The organism is Aquamicrobium zhengzhouense, assembly GCF_016124105.1.
GTDB classification, from domain to species: Bacteria; Pseudomonadota; Alphaproteobacteria; order Rhizobiales; family Rhizobiaceae; genus Aerobium; species Aerobium zhengzhouense.
This window is the reverse complement of sequence record NZ_JADGMQ010000018.1, coordinates 1-15,903: the sequence shown is the minus strand read 5'-3', so window position 1 is coordinate 15,903 and position 15,903 is coordinate 1. Positions and strand designations below refer to the sequence as shown.

The following is a 15,903-nucleotide window of genomic DNA, read 5'->3' as shown; positions in this document are numbered from 1 at the left end:
GGCCGATTCCGCCCACTCTAATCGGTTCGATTCCACCGTTACACGCGTTGACATGTCGCGGCACTTCTTCGAAAAGAGGCTCAGCATGGCGATTCCTTTGGCATCAATGATGAGGTCAGCTTTGGCGAATGCAGCAAGATCGCGCCTGGCGGCTTGCACTGTCTCTCTGACGCTTGGCGCGGGAGCATTGCTGGCATCGCCTAATATTGCATTTGCCGATTTTCGCGTCTGCAACGCGACGCAGAGCCTCGTCGGGGTCGCCATTGGCTATCGGGCGAGCGCGGGCTGGGTAACGGAGGGCTGGTGGCACATCGATGCATCCAGTTGCAAGACACTGATCGAGGGTCCGCTGTCCTCGCGCTATTACTATCTCTACGCAGAAGACGCAGATCGCGGCGGCCGATGGGATGGCCCGATCAACATGTGCGTCGCCGAACGTGAGTTCAAGATCGCCGGAGCAGGCGACTGTTTTGCGCGCGGCTTCCAGCGCGCAGGCTTTCAGGAATATGACACCCGGGAACAGTCGAGCTGGATGGTCCAGCTGACAGACGACCCGGTCAATGACGGTCCATCCGTCACAGGAACAGGTACTCCATGAGACGCAGCCGCAAGGTCAAGATACTCGCCACACTCGGTCCGGCTTCCTCTGAAGAGCATATGATCAAGCGGCTTTTCGAGGCCGGCGCGGATGTCTTCCGCATCAATATGAGCCATGCCGACCACGATCTGATGCGCACGCTCGTTGCCCGCATTCGCAAAGTGGAAAGCGAAGTTCGCAGGCCAATCGGTATTCTGGCTGATCTGCAGGGTCCAAAACTGCGCGTCGGAAAGTTCGTCAACGGCGCCGAAGAGCTTGTCCCGGGACAAACCTTCACCCTTGATGATGATCCGACGCCTGGAGACGCAACCCGCGTTCATCTCCCCCACCCCGAAATCTTGAAGGCTGTCCAGGCCGGACATCAGCTGCTCATTGATGATGGCAGGCTGAGGTTGCGCGCGACCGAGACTGATGGTCGCAAGATCGTCTGCACCGTCGTTTCCGGTACCAAGATCTCGGATCGCAAGGGCGTAAGCCTTCCGGATACGGATCTTCCTGTCGGTGCCCTGACGCGCAAGGACCGGGAAGACCTCGACGCCGCACTTGAAGCTGGCGTGGACTGGATCGCACTCTCCTTCATTCAGCGCCCTGAAGATCTGGTCGAAGCACGTCAGATCGCAGCCGGACGCGCGCTGCTTCTGTCCAAGATCGAAAAGCCACAGGCTGTCAGCCGTCTGGCCGAGATCATCGAGCTGTCCGACGCCCTCATGGTGGCACGCGGCGACCTCGGTGTCGAAATGCCTCTCGAAGCCGTCCCGGGCATCCAGAAGCAGATCACCCGCGCAGCCCGCAAGGCAGGCAAGCCGGTTGTGGTCGCGACACAGATGCTGGAATCGATGATCACCGCACCGGTCCCGACCCGCGCCGAAGTCTCCGACGTCTCGATCGCGGTTTTCGAAGGTGCGGATGCAGTGATGCTGTCGGCGGAGTCGGCGGCTGGCCAATACCCGGTTGAAGCTGTCGCAACGATGAATGCGATCGCCGTCCAGGTCGAGCGCGATCCGCTTTACCCGGGCATCATCAACGCCCAGCGCTCGGTCCCGGAACCAACCGGTGCAGACGCGATCTCGATGGCGGCCCGCGAAATCGGCGAAACGCTCAATGTCTCCGCCATCGTCTGCTATACCGGCTCAGGCGCAACCGGGCTTCGCGCGGCTCGAGAGCGGCCGCGCCTGCCGATCATTGCACTGTCCCCGGTTACCGAGACCACACGCAGGCTCTCGCTCGTCTGGGGCGTGCACTGTGTTGTGACGGATGACGCCCGCGATCTTGACGATATGGTCGACCGCGCCTGCCGCATTGCCCAGGAAGAGGGTTTTGCCAAGGATGAGGATCGCATCATCATCATGGCGGGTGTGCCGCTCGGAACACCGGGCGCTACCAATATGCTGCGGATCGCAAATATCGGCGACGAAGGCTAAGCAGCGCCTTTAATCGGAAAATCTATATGCCCTGCCCGGCAAGCTCGTCAGCGAGCTTGCCGAGTTCGGTTTGCGCCTCGCGCATCATCGGATAAATGTCGAGAAGACGCTGGTAGGCGCGCAGCGCCGCTTCCTTGCGGTCATCTTCACGCAGGATTTCAGCCATGCCAGCGAGCGCACCAAAATGGCGCGGTTCAAGCTCGAGCACGTGGCCGATATCAGCCATTGCCTTCGCATAATCTTGTTTCATGAAATGCAGTGTGGCGCGCCGATTCCAGCCCTCGGCATAGTCCGGCGCGAGCGTGACAACCTGATCCAGCAGATCAAGCGCGACATCCGTCTTGTCGGCCTCCATCGCCTTCTGTGCCCATTGCATCAGAAGGTCGATATTGGCGCTTCCCGACAGCGACCATTGCTTGACGATGCGACTTGAGATGCGCTTGGCGGCGTTCTCGTTCTGCGCGCGCTTCAATTCGGCAAACAGCGCATCAAGCCGGGTCTCCGGGTCCTCGAGCGTCAGGACCGCAGCCTGCCGGCCTGTCTGTTGAGCAACAGCATCAACGGCAGGGAAAAGAGCCAGAAAACCAAGTCCAAAAACGAAAACGTTCCGCATCTGCAGGAAACTACCCGCGTGATGCAGAACGTCAAACTGAATATCGCGTGAAGTGCGAAAGGGGATTAGCCCTGACGTGCCTTGTAGCGCGGATCGGTCTTGTTGATGATGTAGACGCGGCCCTTGCGGCGAACCAAACGATTGTCGCGGTGACGGCCCTTGAGCGCCTTAAGCGAATTCTTGATCTTCATCGGTCTAGCCCGTGTTCTGATATGCCCATACGGGCCAACATGAAGGCGTGCCGCGAGGCACGCCGCGAAATCGGGTTGCTCATAAACCGGGAGCGGTGAACATGTCAATAGTTTCCACGCATTCCGGCCCTATGCAGAGGCACTGCGCCAGCTGACAGCGAGCAATCCCGCGGCCATGAGCAAGGAACCTCCCGTGCGGTTGACGATGCGCTGCACGGACGGCTTGCGAATCATCCCGCGCGCCCTGGATGCGAGCACGGCATAGACTGCTGCATTCAGGGTCGCAAGGACAACGAACGTCACTTCAAGCACGACAAACTGCGTCAGGCCAGGCGCGGACGGGTTATAGAACTGCGGCAGGAAAGCGATGAAGAAGATAATGCTCTTCGGATTAAGCGCCGTGATGACGTAGGCGTGGAGGAAGATGCGGCGGACGCCCGCCTCCTGTGTGGCCTCCGGCAGCGCCTGCTGCGACATCGGCGCGCGCCAGAGCTTGATGCCCAGATAGACGAGATATGCCGCCCCCACCCACTTCAGAACGGTAAAGAGCGTAGCCGAAGTCGCTAGCAGCGCCCCGAGGCCCAGCATGGACGCAGTCAGCGCGGTAAAGTCTCCAAGTGCCACGCCTGCAACGGTCGCAAAGGCGACACGCCGGCCATGGCTCAGCGCGTAGGAGACAACAAGAAGGATCGTCGGGCCCGGAATTGCCAGCATGATGGCTGACGCGACGGCGAATGCGGCCCAGGTTTCAAATGACATCTGCAGGCCCTCTCAGGAATGGGCCTGCAGCAATCCATAATTCGTCCTGCCGCGCAAGAAAGATGCGCGATCAGCCCTTTTTGGCAACGATGCGCGTGAAGTGGCCCATCTTGCGTCCCGGACGCGCCTCCGCCTTCCCATAGAGATGAAGAATGAGGTCAGGCTCGGCCAACAGCTCGGCGGTGCGAAGGATATCGTCGCCGATCAGATTTTCCATCACACAGTCGCTGTGACGGCGTGGATCCCCCAGACGCAAGCCGGCGACAGCGCGAATATGCTGCTCGAACTGCGAGATGGCGCACGCAGCTTCGGTCCAGTGGCCCGAATTATGAACCCGTGGCGCAATTTCATTCACGAGCACGGTGCCGTCGGCGAGAACAAAAAGCTCGACACCGATGACGCCGACATAGTCGAGACCTTCGAGGATCGAGCTTGCCATCCGGCGGGCCGCCTCTGCTGTGCTGTCGCTGATCGATGCAGGTACGGTTGAAATATGCAAAATGCCGTTGCGATGGACGTTCTCTGCCGGATCGTAGCAGACGACCTCGCCATCTTTGCCTCGCGCCGCGATCACGGAAATCTCGCGCTCGAACGGGACGAGAGCTTCGAGGATCAGCGGCACCGATCCCATCGCCTCATAGACACCCCGCGCATCGTCGGCGACGGCGTTGCGGAAGACCCGCTGGCCCTTCCCGTCATAGCCAAGGCGGCGGGTCTTGAGGACGCCACTTCCGTCGAATTTGGCAAGACCTGCGATCAGATCTTCGTCGCTATCGACCTGGACGAAGCGCGCCGTCGCGATGCCCATATCGTTTAGGCCCGTCTTCTCCGTCACGCGGTCCTGTGCTGCCTCAAGTGCGCGCGGAGGCGGGGAGACTTGAACTTTTTCGTTGAGGGCGCTTGCGGCAGCTACCGGAACGTTCTCGAACTCGTAGGTCACCACCGCGCATTCGCTGGCGAGGGCAGCCAGCGCAGCCGGGTCATCATACGGTGCAACAAGGAGCTCGTTCGCGGTCTGGGCAGCCGGACAATTCTCCTGCGGCTCCAGCACGATCGTGCGATAGCCAAGCCTTGCCGCAGCCATCGAAAGCATGCGACCGAGCTGACCGCCGCCGACGATGCCGATCGTCGAACCGAGTGGAAGTGCGCCGCTCATGCCTCGTCTACCGGAAATTCTGCAACATTATTTGTCTGGGATGCCCGCCAGGCATCAAGCCGCGCGGCAAGCTCCTCGTCGTAAAGTGCCAGCACAGAGGCCGCCATTAGCGCCGCGTTGATCGCACCCGCCTTGCCGATGGCAAGGGTTCCCACCGGAACGCCTCCCGGCATCTGCACGATCGACAAAAGCGAATCCTGGCCTGACAGCGCCTTGGATTCCACCGGCACGCCGAAGACAGGCAAGGGCGTCATCGCGGCCGTCATTCCGGGCAGGTGAGCGGCACCCCCGGCACCGGCAATGATCACCTTGAACCCATTCGCCTTCGCACTCGTCGCAAAATCATAGAGACGCTGCGGCGTCCGGTGAGCGGAGACAATCCGGCTTTCATGCGAAATGGCGAGCGCGGTGAGTGTTTCCGACGCATGGCGCATCGTGGTCCAGTCGGACTGGCTCCCCATGATGATTGCAACGTCGACGGGGGTGCTGGCCATGTCGGTACTCCATTCGAGACCGCCGCGGATTAACGCAATCGGTCCCCTGCCGCAAGTTGCGCGGCTCAGGCGATAATGTCTGGGATGATCGAGTCTTCCAGCTTCTGCAGCTTGTCCTTCAGGGCAAGCTTCTTCTTTTTCATGCGCTGGATTTGCAGCGCGTCACATCCGGTAGCGAGCATCGCATTGATCGCGGCGTCGAAATCAGAATGTTCCTGTTTGAGTTTGGCGAACTCGAGACGAAGAGAGGCCTGTTCCTGTTCCGACATACCGATCCGATGGCTGGTTAAACGGTGGTCCCAATGAAAGGAAAAATCGACGCACTGCATCGAACTTTTTCAGAAATAGCACACTCTCATTCGCGACGAAATGACATGAACCGGCATTCGACAGAACAGATTTTAGGTGGCAAACTATCATCGTGCCGTCTCAACCGCGGTCACTGAAGGCCCGGATACGACACATACGAGGAACCCAAAGGGAGAGCTAATATGTCTCTTGCATCCCACCTTGCCGAGCTGGAACGTAGACACGGCGACCTCAAACGACAAATCGACGAGGCACTTAATCAGCCCTCGTTCGATACAATCGAGCTTACTAAGCTCAAGCGCCGGAAGCTGGCTCTCAAGGACGAGATCAGGAAACTTCAGGTTCCGACGCGCCACTAATTCAGCGCACCATCATTTTCCCAAGATCAACGGCCGATGGCGTACGCGCCATCGGCCGTTGTATTTTTGTGACGCGGCCTTGTGCAGAGGACCGGCTCAAGCCTCCGCAGGGGTCAGCTCGACACTCTCTTCATCATGTGCTGCGTCACCTTCGCTTCTTGGATCAAGCAAACTGGATTGGGTCGTGACAGCACGTTCGGCCGGCAGCGTCTTGAATGCCTCGCGATCTTCGATCGGCACCGGAGCACGGACACGAACACGCATAAGTGCGTAGATGCCCAACGCCACATGCGGAGCCGCCGTCGCCAGAAAGAGACTCTCGGGCCGCATCCCGGCCATGAGCGCCGCGCCGATGACCGGGCCGATCATCGTGCCAAAGCCGTAAAGGAAGAGAAGACCTCCCGACACCTTGACGAAATCCTCAGGCGAGGCGTGGTCATTCGCATGGGCAACGGCGATCGAATAGAGCGTGTAGGCCATCGCGCCGTAAAGCGCCGTGATCCCGAGAACGGCACCAAGATCGCGCGGGGTCAGGAGGAACATCAGGAACCCGAAGAGGCCGGCCCCAAAGGAAGCAGCTGCCAGAACATAGCGGCGGTCAGTCCTGTCGGATGCACGCCCGACCGGCACCTGTGCCAAAGCGCCGGCCAGAACCACAAGGCTCATCATCAGGGCGACAGTGCCGGACGACAGATCTGCACGCGCGCCATAGACAGCGCCCAGTGTCCCCCAGGCACCATTGGCGACCCCAATGAGCAGACAGCCGACGGCGGCAACGGGCGAGTTCTTGTAAAGACCTCGTATATCGAGCTTGACGTCAGCAAGCGGTTGCGGACTTGCGGCTGAAGAAACCGCCGTGGGGATAACCGAGGCGCAAAACAGGATGCCGACAATCAGGAACAAATCCGCCGCAGTGACATCGAACACCGCGACCAGCATCTGGCCCGCCATGATCGAGGCATAGGTCACCATCATGTACAGGCCGAAGACTGTGCCGCGATTTTCGTTGGTCGCCTTCTCGTTCAGCCAGCTCTCGATCACCATGAATGCGCCTGCCATCGCAAAGCCGGTGCCGGCGCGCAGCAGGATCCAGACGACTTCGCCGATCATGAGGCCCGACAAGAGAGCGATGATCGCGGCCGAAGCAGCCAGCGCTCCGAAGGCGCGCACATGCCCCACCTTCCGCACCAGTCTTGGAATGAAGTAGCATCCAGCGACGAAGCCACCGGCCCAGGCGGTTCCCAGAAGGCCAAGGGCGGCCGTCGAAAACTCCTCCGCCTGGCCGCGTAGCGGCAGCAGGATGCCGTGCAGACCGGATGCGGCCAGCAAAAATGCAGTCCCGCTCAAGAGCGAAAAGATCGGGCGATAGGTGATGAACATTGGCAGGCTCCGTACGCCAATCTTTCCTGAGATTCGGGCGTCAGGGTGAATCGGCAGCGCCCTTTTGTCCACTGACCGCGACATAACAATGACGCGCCAAAAAATAGTCCCTCAAGAGACCGGACGGCGCTCTACAACCACTTAACTAAGCGCCGCGCAATCATAGACGCACCGTCCGGAAGGCATCAGCGGCGGAAAAGCGATTCCGCGGCGATTCGGCTGCTGCTTTTCGAGGACAGCTCGTTCTCGAGGCGGGCAATCTCCGATTTCAGCTGGAGAATGCGTTCCTCCAGTTCGTGGACGGAGAGCAACGACAGGTCCTGACCGATTTCGTGGACTTTCTTCGGCCTCAGGGGTTCATCATCGAACAGCGCCATATTGAACTCCTTCATTTGCCCTTGCAGGTACAAGTCTACATAAGGAACGAGAGGACGCAAACGAGGGAGGACTGGCGCAAATGGTTGCCGACGCGATGACCGCAATAGCCATCAGCGAGCCAGGGGGGCCGCTGGTTCTGAAACCTGACCGGCGTCCAGTCCCGAGCCCAGGGCTGGGAGAAATCCTGATCCGGGTGCGCGCTGCCGGCGTCAATCGGCCTGATGTCCTTCAGCGCAAAGGCGCATATCCACCACCGCCAGGCGCTTCCGACCTTCCCGGGCTCGAAGCTGCAGGCGAGGTGGTGGCGGTAGGTGGAAACGTCGCCCGCTGGCGGATCGGTGATGGCGTCACCGCGCTGACTGCCGGAGGCGCGTACGCAGAATATGTCGTCGTGCACGAAACCAACGCTCTGCCTATCCCGCACGGATTTACATTCACCGAAGCAGCAGCGATCCCGGAGACCTTCTTCACCGTCTGGCACAATGTCTTCCAAAGGGGCGGCCTGCAGGCAGGCGAGGATTTCCTCGTTCACGGCGGATCGTCGGGCATCGGCACGGTTGCGATCCAGCTTGCATCCGCATTCGGCGCCACTGTTTTCGCCACCGCCGGAACGGCAGACAAGTGCGCGGCCTGCGTAAGCCTTGGCGCCAAACGGGCTATCAACTACCGCGAGGAAGACTTTGTCCGCGTCGTCAAGGACGAGACTAATCGCAAGGGTGTTGAACTCACCCTCGACATGGTCGGCGGCGATTATGTCGACCGCAATTACCAGGCAGCAGCCATTGAAGGCCGGATTGTGCAGATTGCCACGCTGGGCGGGGTCCAGGCCAATGCCGACATCTCACGGCTGATGGTCAAACGTCTGACGCATACAGGCTCGACACTTCGGCCGCGCACGATCGAGTTCAAGGCAAAGATCGCGGCCGAACTGGAGGCCAAGGTGTGGCCGCTGCTCGCCACCCGCAAGATAGCACCCGTTATGGACATGATCTTTCCGTTGAAGGAAGCCTGGCGCGCGCATGAGCGCATGGAAGAGGGCGACCACATCGGCAAGATCGTGCTTGATATATGAAAGGAATAGCGTAGATGAATACATACAACGGCGCCTGTCATTGCAGCTCGGTCCGCTTCCGCGTCCGTCTTAAGAACGGCCTCGACAGTGCGCGCCGCTGCACCTGCTCATTTTGCCGTATGCGTGGCGCAGTCGCCGTTGGAGCAGATCGTGAAGACTTCGAGCTTCTCGAAGGTGCCGACGCGCTGACGACTTACACTTTCAATACCGACACGGCGCAACACTATTTCTGCTCGCGTTGCGGCATCTACACTCATCACCTGCGCCGTTCGAACCAGAATGAATACGGCATAAACGCTGCATGTCTTGAGGGAATCAGCCCGTTCGACTTTGAAAAGGTGCTGGTTATTGACGGCATCAACCACCCGTCGGATGACGAGAACCGCAAAGGACCTCGTATCGCCGGGACGCTGCATTATGTGCGTAATGAGGAGTAGCGCTGCTCAATTGCCGCTTTTCGTTGCGGGGGGAACAAAATGACGTTATATGCGTCAGAGATTTCCCATAAATTGGTGGCTTGCCACCGCCCGCGACAGGGACGCGGGCGAACGAGAGGATTTATCCTATGGCCAACACACTGCTGATGCCGAAGGCGACCGCCGTCTGGCTCGTTGACAATACTGCACTGTCGTTCGACCAGATCGCCAGCTTTTGCAAGCTGCATCCGCTTGAGGTGAAGGCAATCGCCGATGGCGAAGCTTCTCAGGGCATCAAGGGTCTGGACCCGGTCATCACCGGCCAGCTTTCGCGCGATGAGATCGAGCGTGGCGAAGCAGATGTCAACTACCGCATCAAGCTGTCCGAACCGAAGGTTCGCGTACCAGAATCCAAGCGCCGCACCCCTCGCTACACCCCGCTGTCGAAGCGTCAGGACCGCCCGAACGCCATCCTTTGGCTGGTCAAGAACCACCCGGAGCTCAAGGACGCACAGATCTCGCGCCTCGTTGGTACCACCAAGTCCACGATCGAGCAGATCCGTAACCGCACCCACTGGAATTCCGCAAATCTCGTCCCGATGGATCCGGTCACCCTCGGCCTGTGCTCGCAGATCGACCTTGACCTCGAAATCCAGCGCGCATCGCGCGGCCTGCCTCCGGCAGCACCGACGGGCGACACCCTGCTGCCGGCCTCGATGACTGAAGGTCTCGACGTCAACGACAATCAGGACGAGGAGCAAGAGCTCGACGCAGATGCCGTCTTCGCGAAGCTTTCGTCGCTGCGCTCGACCGCTCCCCAGGACGAGGACGAGGAGTAATCCTCAGGCGTTTCCGCGCGCTTCCCAGCAGCGGTAGAAATCGGCAAGTTGCTTGCCCCTCTCGGGCCGGAAAATCCGGCCCGCAGATTTGGCCTCCAGAATACGGTCGAGCCTGAACGCGCGAAAGTTGTTGCGCAATTCGCACCAGGCAACGAGGGTCCATACCTTCCCCCAGAACCACAGCCCAAGCGGGCGCACGTCGCGCATCGATGAGGCTCCGGTCTCGTCCCTATAGTCGAGCGTCAGCACGTCACGGGCTTCAACAGCACGCTCGAGAACGTCGACAAGCTTGCGCTCCGCTTCGCTCACCACCCAGTCCGGCATATGAATTTCCGTCCGGGCAATGCGGGCCTTCTCAGGCTCTGGGAGCACCGAGCCGATCTTGACCAATGCCTCCTCAGCGGCCCGTGCCATCTGCGCGCCGCCAAAGGCCCTCACCATCCTCGCGCCAGCGACCAGTGCGACGATCTCATCGCGCGTGAACATCAGCGGTGGCAGTTCAAAGCCCTCCCGCATCAGATAGCCCACCCCTGCCTCGCCATCGATCGGTACACCTGTGGACTGAAGGTCGGCTATGTCGCGATAGATGGTGCGCTCGGAGACTTCCAGCCGTTCGCCCAGCATCCGTGCCGTCACAAGACGGCCCCCGCGAAGGTGCTGGACGATTTGAAACAGGCGGTCGGCGCGGCGCATGGCAAAGGGTCCTCAAGAAGGATGAGAGGACACTATGACATGGTCCTCCTGACACCATCCTGTCAGGAGGATGTCAGGAGCGATAGTATCAGCCGAAGCGGCGCGCTGCATCGAGCGCGAGGCCGAGGCCCACAGCGCCATAGCGATCGGTATTGACGATACGCGCATGCGGGAACCGCTCGGTAGCGGTCTTGCGCACCAGAGGCACCTGCGCACCGCCTCCAGTCAGAACAACTGTCTCGATTTCACCAGCCAGAACACCCGCCGCCGTCAGCGCTTCATCGATGGCGGTCTCGATCTTGCGCACAAGCTCGTTGCTCGCGGTTTCAAACTCGGAGCGTGCGACGGGCACTGAAAGGTCAAGGCCCGGCTCTTTAAGCCGAACCGCCGCATCGGCGGCGTCGGTCAGCTGGATCTTCGCCGCTTCGACCTGCGCCGCAAGACGGTGACCCGAGCGATTTTCCAGAAGATGCAGATAGCGATCGAGCTTTGCAGGCTCGGCGGCCTCGCGCTGCAAGGAATGGATATCGCGCATGGTCTTCGGCGTATAGAGCAGATTGATCTTGTGCCAGGTTGCCATGTCGTTGAAGTACCAGACCGGCAGCTGGCGCTTTCCATCCTTTGTGCTGCTGCCAAGCCCAAACTCCGGCATCACGCGGGCAATGTTCAATTGCCGGTCGAAATCGGTGCCGCCGACATGGACACCCGAAGTCGAGAGGATATCCGAGCGACGGTCGGTTGCCTTGCTGCGCTCCGGCGACAGACGCAGGACCGAAAAGTCCGAGGTGCCGCCGCCAATATCGACGATCAGTGCCAGCGCCTCGTCATTGAGCTCGCGCTCGAAATTCAGCGCGGCAGCAACCGGCTCGAACTGGAATTCGATATGTTTAAAGCCCTCGTCCCGCGCTGCGGCCTCCAACTGGTCCTGCGCGGTGCGGTCGGCCGCCGGGTCCCCGTCAATGAAGAACACAGGGCGCCCCAAGACGACATGTTCGGGCACACTCCCGTGATGCGCCTCGAGCTGGGTTCGGAGGTTACGCAGGAAGCGGCCAATCAGCCCCTGAAACGTCATCCGGTCGCGTCCGACCTGCGTGGTCTCTTTCATCAGGCTGGTGCCGAGGATCGACTTCAACGCCCGCATGAAGCGACCTTCCGCTCCATCCATATATTCGTGCACCGCCGAGCGGCCGTAGTGCACACTCCCGTCCTCAAGACTGAAGAACAGCGCCGACGGGATCGTTACCTCGTTGCCTTCAACCGGAACGAGATATGGCGCACCACCGGCAGCGCAAAGGCCGACCGTGGAATTGGTGGTGCCGAAGTCGACGCCACAGTGAAGAACGGACATGGGATGACTGCTCGAATGGCTTCGCCATCGACACCAGGGCGCGACAGCGAAGAAGGATTGGGAAAGGGACGCCCATCTACCTCATCCATCAGAAGATGGAAACCTAAAAGCCCTTCTGCGCGTCCATCAACCGCGTTGCGCTTCCTCCCCCAAGGTTCGCCGGTCAGCTCTGCGCATATGCGCAGCCGAAACCTGCACCCCAAAGGCGGAGCGAGGGGGTGCAAAGTTCCGCTATGTTCGGTCGCGCTTCAGCTTTCTCCGCCGGCCTGACCAGTTCCAGGCGTCAACGAGGAAATGCTTTTGGCTTAGATGCCTATCCCCTTGCCCTTGAGCGCATCGCTGATTTCGTCAAGGATTGCCGGATCATCGATCGTCGCCGGCATGTTCCAGCTTTCCTTGTCGGCAATCTTTTGCATCGTGCTGCGCAAGATCTTGCCCGATCGTGTCTTCGGCAGGCGCTTCACCGTCACCACCGATTTGAGTGCCGCCACCGGCCCGATCTTGGAACGAACCAGCGCGATCACTTCCCGCTCAACCTCGGCCGGATCGCGGTCGGCACCAGCATTGAGAACGACAAAAGCGCAAGGTATCTGACCCTTCATCTCATCGTGGACCCCCACGACCGCGCATTCGGCGACATCCGGATGCTCGGCAACCACCTCCTCCATGCCACCGGTTGAAAGACGATGTCCCGCAACATTGATGATGTCGTCGGTCCGCGCCATGATGAAGAGATATCCGTCTTCATCGATATAGCCTGCGTCAGCGGTCTTATAGTAGCCGGGGAACTCATCGAGATATGAGCTCCGGAAGCGCGGCTCTGCGTTCCACAGGGTCGGCAGCGCTCCAGGTGGCAGAGGAAGCTTGATGACGACATTGCCGAGCGTTCCTGCAGGAACAAGCTCGCCGCCATCGTCCACAACCCGAACGTCAAATCCCGGCATCGGAACTGCAGGCGAGCCATATTTGACCGGCAACTGCCCGAGACCGACCGGATTGTGACTGATCGGATGACCCGACTCCGTTTGCCACCAATGATCGATCACCGGAACGCCCAGCTGCTCTTCTGCCCATTTCACGGTGCCAGGATCCGCACGCTCACCGGCCAGGAACAAGGTTCGCAGGCTCGACAAATCGTATTTCCTGATGAACTCGCCGGTTGGATCCTGACCCTTGATGGCGCGAAAGGCGGTCGGAGCCGTGAACAGCGCCACGACGTTGTGCTCCGAGATCACCCGCCAGAATGTGCCCGCGTCGGGCGTACCGATCGGTTTGCCTTCGAATAGAACCGTAGTGCACCCGGCCAGCAGCGGCGCGTAGACAATGTAGGAATGCCCGACGACCCAGCCGACGTCGGATGCGGTCCAGAAGACCTCGCCGGGCTTAATCCCGTACTCGTTCTCCATGGTCCAGTGCAGAGCAACAATATAGCCGCCCGTGTCGCGGACGACGCCCTTGGGCTGGCCGGTCGTGCCGGACGTGTAGAGAATGTAGAGCGGATCGGTTGCGGCCACCGGGACGCACTCAACCTTCTCGCCGTCCGCAATTGCCTTGGCTACTGCTTCGGCCATGTCGATGTCGCGGCCTGACAGAAGATCGCAACGAAGCTCGTCACGCTGGAAGACGATGCACCGCTCCACCTTGTGGGATGCAAGCTCGATGGCTTCATCCAGCAATGGCTTGTAGGCAACAATCCGCCCCGGCTCCACGCCGCACGATGCCGAAACGATGACCTTCGGCGCACAATCATTGATCCGCGTGGCCAGTTCGCGTGCGGCAAAGCCGCCGAACACGACAGAGTGCACGGCACCAAGTCGGGCGCAAGCGAGCATTGCGAACATCGCCTGCGGGATCATCGGCATATAGATGATGACGCGGTCGCCCTTCTCTACCCCTTGAGCACGAAGGACTGCCGCCAGCGCCTCGACCTCCTGCAGCAGCTCGCCATAGGTATAGCTGCGCTTGGCGCCAGTGATGGGGCTGTCATAGATGATCGCGACCTGATTGCCGCGGCCACGCTCCACGTGGCGATCAATCGCATTGTAGCAACAATTGCAGACAGCATCCGGAAACCAGTGCCCGAAAACACCGCTGTCTGCGTCGAATATCTTTGTCGGTGCCTTGATCCAGTCTATCGACTTTGCCGCTTCCGCCCAGAATTCCTCCGGGTTTGACTTCCAGCCAGCATAGACCTCGGCATATCTTGAATTCACATCTTCCTCCCAGTCTCCAACGCCACATTTTATGCGGCGAAATTCCTCCAAGTCCACTGAACTATCTGGAAAAGCCAATAGCTTTGACAGGGATCAACTATGCTGCTCAAAGAGGAACAGCATGACAAAGATTCTGTCCATCATCATCATCGGCCTCATGGTTGTTCAGATAATCAAGCCGCTTGGCCTTCCGGGGCTGAAGCGCCGTGCCGACTTCTGGAAACTGGCAGTCTTTGCTCTGGGCTTGATCGTCATCACTGCCGGCTTCAGCCACGGCAAATAAAAAACCCGGCCCATTTCTGGACCGGGTTTTTAATGAACGCGTAGCGACGATCGCCGCTGCAACTTAGCGCGCGCGCGAGGCCTCGAAGATGCTGTCGATCGAAGATGCGAGCAGCGCGTCGAACTCTTCCTCGGTCTGCTGGGCAGACAGACCTTCGGTCAGCGCACGCGAGAAGCTGGCGATGACGCCGTCGTTTTCACGCAGCTTCGCGTTGGCTTCGTCGCGGGTATAGCCACCCGAGAGCGCCACGACGCGCACGACGCGCGGATGATCGACCAGCGGCTTGAACAGATTGGCCTTGGTCGGCAGCGTCAGCTTCAGCATCACCTTCTGGCCTTCCGGCAGCGCATCGAGCTGCTTCAAGATCTCGGCGAGCATGATCTCCTCAGCTTCCGCTTTGTCGGCGATGGAGATCGTGACTTCCGGCTCGATGATCGGCATCAGGCCCTTGGCGAGGATCTCCTTGCCAACCTCAAACTGCTGCGCAACGACTGCCTCGATGCCCTTCTGGTTTGCCGCATCGATGACCGAACGCATCTTCGTGCCATAGATGCCCTTGGTGACAGCGCGGTCCAGAAGCGCGTCAAGTTCTGGCATCGGCTTCATCAGCTTGACGCCGTCCTGTGCGTCAGCAAGGCCCTTGTCGACCTTGAGAAACGGGACCACGCCGCGCTGCTTCCAAAGATATTCCGCCGTCGCCGTGCCATCGATGTCGCGATCCATCGTCTGCTCGAACAGAATGGCCCCCATCACCTTGTCGCCGGTAAAGGCAGGCGACTTGATGATGCGTGCGCGCATCTGGTGGATGAGGTCGAACATCTCGGCTTCGTTGGACCAGGCACCTTCTTCGATGCCGTAAAGCTTCAGCGCCTTGGGGGTCGATCCGCCCGACTGGTCAAGTGCCGCAATGAACCCATCTTTGTTAGCGGCCTGCTCGGCCATTGCCGCGATATCGTGGGAACGTTCGCTCATTCACTTGCCTCCTGTGCTTGACAATGGCTGGCCCTTACCAGACGCGGCGTTGGAACGGAATGGAGGCCCCGCAGTCGAATCGGTTTAAACCAATTTCAAATGTTTAAGATGCGGGCTGTAAGGGCAGCTTAGGCTCGGTTTGGGGATGAATGGTCTCCCTGGAGCAACGATCCGGCTCCCCCTCCGCCGCTTCGCGGCACCTCCCCCGCAAGCAGGGGAGGATCCGAGCGTCGAGCGCTACTTTTCAGGGATCCTCCCCCATCCATGGGGGAGCGACTGTGTTGGGGGTCAAGCTGTTTTCCATGGTTTACTGTCCCGGAGCATGGCGTTGAGGATGGTGACGAGTTTGCGCATGGCAGCTACCAGCGCGACGAGTTTGGGCTTGCCGGCGGCGACCAGCCGATCGCGA

General features: G+C 60.0%; 19 protein-coding genes and 1 pseudogene. 7 read left to right on the top strand and 13 right to left on the bottom strand.

Annotated elements, in window-relative coordinates; all coding sequences use genetic code 11:
* Positions 1-85: 85 nt before the first annotated feature.
* Positions 86-598 carry a DUF1036 domain-containing protein gene (locus IOD40_RS17885; RefSeq protein WP_407649222.1) on the top strand — a complete coding sequence of 171 codons (513 nt, stop codon included), beginning with the start codon at positions 86-88 and terminating at the stop codon, positions 596-598.
* Entirely contained in the window at positions 595-2,019 is a 1,425-nt protein-coding gene (gene pyk, locus IOD40_RS17880; RefSeq protein ID WP_198478070.1) for a pyruvate kinase, read from the top strand. Before IOD40_RS17885 ends, pyk begins: the two co-directional genes overlap by 4 nt.
* A gap of 22 nt (positions 2,020-2,041) precedes the next feature.
* Here the strand turns inward: pyk and IOD40_RS17875 are convergent, their stop codons facing one another.
* From IOD40_RS17875 to IOD40_RS17850, 6 genes are all read right to left on the bottom strand, one after another.
* The gene (locus IOD40_RS17875) at positions 2,042-2,632 is read right to left on the bottom strand and encodes a tetratricopeptide repeat protein (RefSeq protein WP_198478069.1); all 591 of its coding nucleotides are present in this window, start codon (positions 2,630-2,632) and stop codon (positions 2,042-2,044) included.
* A 65-nt stretch (positions 2,633-2,697) separates the two neighbouring features.
* Entirely contained in the window at positions 2,698-2,823 is a 126-nt protein-coding gene (ykgO, locus tag IOD40_RS17870) for a type B 50S ribosomal protein L36 (RefSeq protein ID WP_024847254.1), read from the bottom strand.
* Between the two features lie 129 nt (positions 2,824-2,952).
* Positions 2,953-3,582, bottom strand: a complete 630-nt coding sequence (locus tag IOD40_RS17865) for a LysE family translocator (protein ID WP_198478068.1) — start codon at positions 3,580-3,582, stop codon at positions 2,953-2,955.
* Between the two features lie 70 nt (positions 3,583-3,652).
* Positions 3,653-4,738 (bottom strand): 5-(carboxyamino)imidazole ribonucleotide synthase, encoded by a 1,086-nt coding sequence (locus IOD40_RS17860; protein ID WP_198478067.1) that lies wholly within the window; start codon positions 4,736-4,738, stop codon positions 3,653-3,655.
* A complete protein-coding gene (gene purE, locus IOD40_RS17855; RefSeq protein WP_198478066.1) occupies positions 4,735-5,232 on the bottom strand; it encodes a 5-(carboxyamino)imidazole ribonucleotide mutase in 498 nt (165 codons plus the stop codon). Before purE ends, IOD40_RS17860 begins: the two co-directional genes overlap by 4 nt.
* A gap of 65 nt (positions 5,233-5,297) precedes the next feature.
* Entirely contained in the window at positions 5,298-5,501 is a 204-nt protein-coding gene (locus IOD40_RS17850) for a YdcH family protein (RefSeq protein WP_198478065.1), read from the bottom strand.
* A 222-nt stretch (positions 5,502-5,723) separates the two neighbouring features.
* Here IOD40_RS17850 and IOD40_RS17845 point away from each other — a divergent pair, with 222 nt between their 5' ends.
* Entirely contained in the window at positions 5,724-5,900 is a 177-nt protein-coding gene (locus IOD40_RS17845) for a YdcH family protein (RefSeq protein ID WP_198478064.1), read from the top strand.
* Positions 5,901-5,996: 96 nt separating this feature from the next.
* On the opposite strand, the gene IOD40_RS17840 is transcribed toward IOD40_RS17845, so the two are convergent.
* Both IOD40_RS17840 and IOD40_RS17835 read right to left on the bottom strand, forming a co-directional pair.
* Entirely contained in the window at positions 5,997-7,280 is a 1,284-nt protein-coding gene (locus IOD40_RS17840) for an MFS transporter (protein ID WP_198478063.1), read from the bottom strand.
* Between the two features lie 185 nt (positions 7,281-7,465).
* Positions 7,466-7,657 carry a DUF1192 domain-containing protein gene (locus IOD40_RS17835; protein WP_198478062.1) on the bottom strand — a complete coding sequence of 64 codons (192 nt, stop codon included), beginning with the start codon at positions 7,655-7,657 and terminating at the stop codon, positions 7,466-7,468.
* A 95-nt stretch (positions 7,658-7,752) separates the two neighbouring features.
* Between IOD40_RS17835 and IOD40_RS17830 the strand changes: the two genes are divergently transcribed.
* The 3 genes from IOD40_RS17830 (at position 7,753) to IOD40_RS17820 (ending at position 9,985) form a co-directional block, all read left to right on the top strand.
* On the top strand, positions 7,753-8,730 hold the full coding sequence (locus IOD40_RS17830) for an NAD(P)H-quinone oxidoreductase (RefSeq protein WP_198478112.1): 978 nt from the start codon (positions 7,753-7,755) through the stop codon (positions 8,728-8,730).
* A 14-nt stretch (positions 8,731-8,744) separates the two neighbouring features.
* Positions 8,745-9,167 carry a GFA family protein gene (locus tag IOD40_RS17825; protein WP_198478061.1) on the top strand — a complete coding sequence of 141 codons (423 nt, stop codon included), beginning with the start codon at positions 8,745-8,747 and terminating at the stop codon, positions 9,165-9,167.
* A 128-nt stretch (positions 9,168-9,295) separates the two neighbouring features.
* Positions 9,296-9,985, top strand: a complete 690-nt coding sequence (locus tag IOD40_RS17820; protein ID WP_198478060.1) for a DUF1013 domain-containing protein — start codon at positions 9,296-9,298, stop codon at positions 9,983-9,985.
* Positions 9,986-9,988: 3 nt separating this feature from the next.
* Here IOD40_RS17820 and IOD40_RS17815 read toward each other — a convergent pair whose 3' ends face one another.
* From IOD40_RS17815 to IOD40_RS17805, 3 genes are all read right to left on the bottom strand, one after another.
* Positions 9,989-10,678 carry a helix-turn-helix transcriptional regulator gene (locus IOD40_RS17815; RefSeq protein WP_198478059.1) on the bottom strand — a complete coding sequence of 230 codons (690 nt, stop codon included), beginning with the start codon at positions 10,676-10,678 and terminating at the stop codon, positions 9,989-9,991.
* 88 nt (positions 10,679-10,766) lie between these two features.
* On the bottom strand, positions 10,767-12,026 hold the full coding sequence (locus tag IOD40_RS17810; RefSeq protein WP_198478058.1) for an Hsp70 family protein: 1,260 nt from the start codon (positions 12,024-12,026) through the stop codon (positions 10,767-10,769).
* Between the two features lie 305 nt (positions 12,027-12,331).
* Positions 12,332-14,239, bottom strand: a complete 1,908-nt coding sequence (locus IOD40_RS17805) for a propionyl-CoA synthetase (protein ID WP_198478057.1) — start codon at positions 14,237-14,239, stop codon at positions 12,332-12,334.
* Between the two features lie 121 nt (positions 14,240-14,360).
* Here IOD40_RS17805 and IOD40_RS17800 point away from each other — a divergent pair, with 121 nt between their 5' ends.
* The gene (locus IOD40_RS17800; RefSeq protein ID WP_198478056.1) at positions 14,361-14,522 is read left to right on the top strand and encodes a hypothetical protein; all 162 of its coding nucleotides are present in this window, start codon (positions 14,361-14,363) and stop codon (positions 14,520-14,522) included.
* Between the two features lie 63 nt (positions 14,523-14,585).
* Here the strand turns inward: IOD40_RS17800 and IOD40_RS17795 are convergent, their stop codons facing one another.
* Positions 14,586-15,494 carry a fructose bisphosphate aldolase gene (locus tag IOD40_RS17795; protein ID WP_267905138.1) on the bottom strand — a complete coding sequence of 303 codons (909 nt, stop codon included), beginning with the start codon at positions 15,492-15,494 and terminating at the stop codon, positions 14,586-14,588.
* Positions 15,495-15,782: 288 nt separating this feature from the next.
* Positions 15,783-15,903, bottom strand: a pseudogene (locus IOD40_RS17790) (IS110 family transposase); the annotation flags it as partial.

Bases quoted from the DNA above. Each gene is read 5' to 3' on its own strand.
- IOD40_RS17885 (WP_407649222.1), top strand. From the start codon at position 86: ATGGCGATTCCTTTGGCATCAATGATGAGGTCAGCTTTGGCGAATGCA.
- pyk (WP_198478070.1), top strand. From the start codon at position 595: ATGAGACGCAGCCGCAAGGTCAAGATACTCGCCACACTCGGTCCGGCT.
- IOD40_RS17875 (WP_198478069.1), bottom strand. From the start codon at position 2,632: ATGCGGAACGTTTTCGTTTTTGGACTTGGTTTTCTGGCTCTTTTCCCT.
- ykgO (WP_024847254.1), bottom strand. From the start codon at position 2,823: ATGAAGATCAAGAATTCGCTTAAGGCGCTCAAGGGCCGTCACCGCGAC.
- IOD40_RS17865 (WP_198478068.1), bottom strand. From the start codon at position 3,582: ATGTCATTTGAAACCTGGGCCGCATTCGCCGTCGCGTCAGCCATCATG.
- IOD40_RS17860 (WP_198478067.1), bottom strand. From the start codon at position 4,738: ATGAGCGGCGCACTTCCACTCGGTTCGACGATCGGCATCGTCGGCGGC.
- purE (WP_198478066.1), bottom strand. From the start codon at position 5,232: ATGGCCAGCACCCCCGTCGACGTTGCAATCATCATGGGGAGCCAGTCC.
- IOD40_RS17850 (WP_198478065.1), bottom strand. From the start codon at position 5,501: ATGTCGGAACAGGAACAGGCCTCTCTTCGTCTCGAGTTCGCCAAACTC.
- IOD40_RS17845 (WP_198478064.1), top strand. From the start codon at position 5,724: ATGTCTCTTGCATCCCACCTTGCCGAGCTGGAACGTAGACACGGCGAC.
- IOD40_RS17840 (WP_198478063.1), bottom strand. From the start codon at position 7,280: ATGTTCATCACCTATCGCCCGATCTTTTCGCTCTTGAGCGGGACTGCA.
- IOD40_RS17835 (WP_198478062.1), bottom strand. From the start codon at position 7,657: ATGGCGCTGTTCGATGATGAACCCCTGAGGCCGAAGAAAGTCCACGAA.
- IOD40_RS17830 (WP_198478112.1), top strand. From the start codon at position 7,753: ATGACCGCAATAGCCATCAGCGAGCCAGGGGGGCCGCTGGTTCTGAAA.
- IOD40_RS17825 (WP_198478061.1), top strand. From the start codon at position 8,745: ATGAATACATACAACGGCGCCTGTCATTGCAGCTCGGTCCGCTTCCGC.
- IOD40_RS17820 (WP_198478060.1), top strand. From the start codon at position 9,296: ATGGCCAACACACTGCTGATGCCGAAGGCGACCGCCGTCTGGCTCGTT.
- IOD40_RS17815 (WP_198478059.1), bottom strand. From the start codon at position 10,678: ATGCGCCGCGCCGACCGCCTGTTTCAAATCGTCCAGCACCTTCGCGGG.
- IOD40_RS17810 (WP_198478058.1), bottom strand. From the start codon at position 12,026: ATGTCCGTTCTTCACTGTGGCGTCGACTTCGGCACCACCAATTCCACG.
- IOD40_RS17800 (WP_198478056.1), top strand. From the start codon at position 14,361: ATGACAAAGATTCTGTCCATCATCATCATCGGCCTCATGGTTGTTCAG.
- IOD40_RS17795 (WP_267905138.1), bottom strand. From the start codon at position 15,494: ATGAGCGAACGTTCCCACGATATCGCGGCAATGGCCGAGCAGGCCGCT.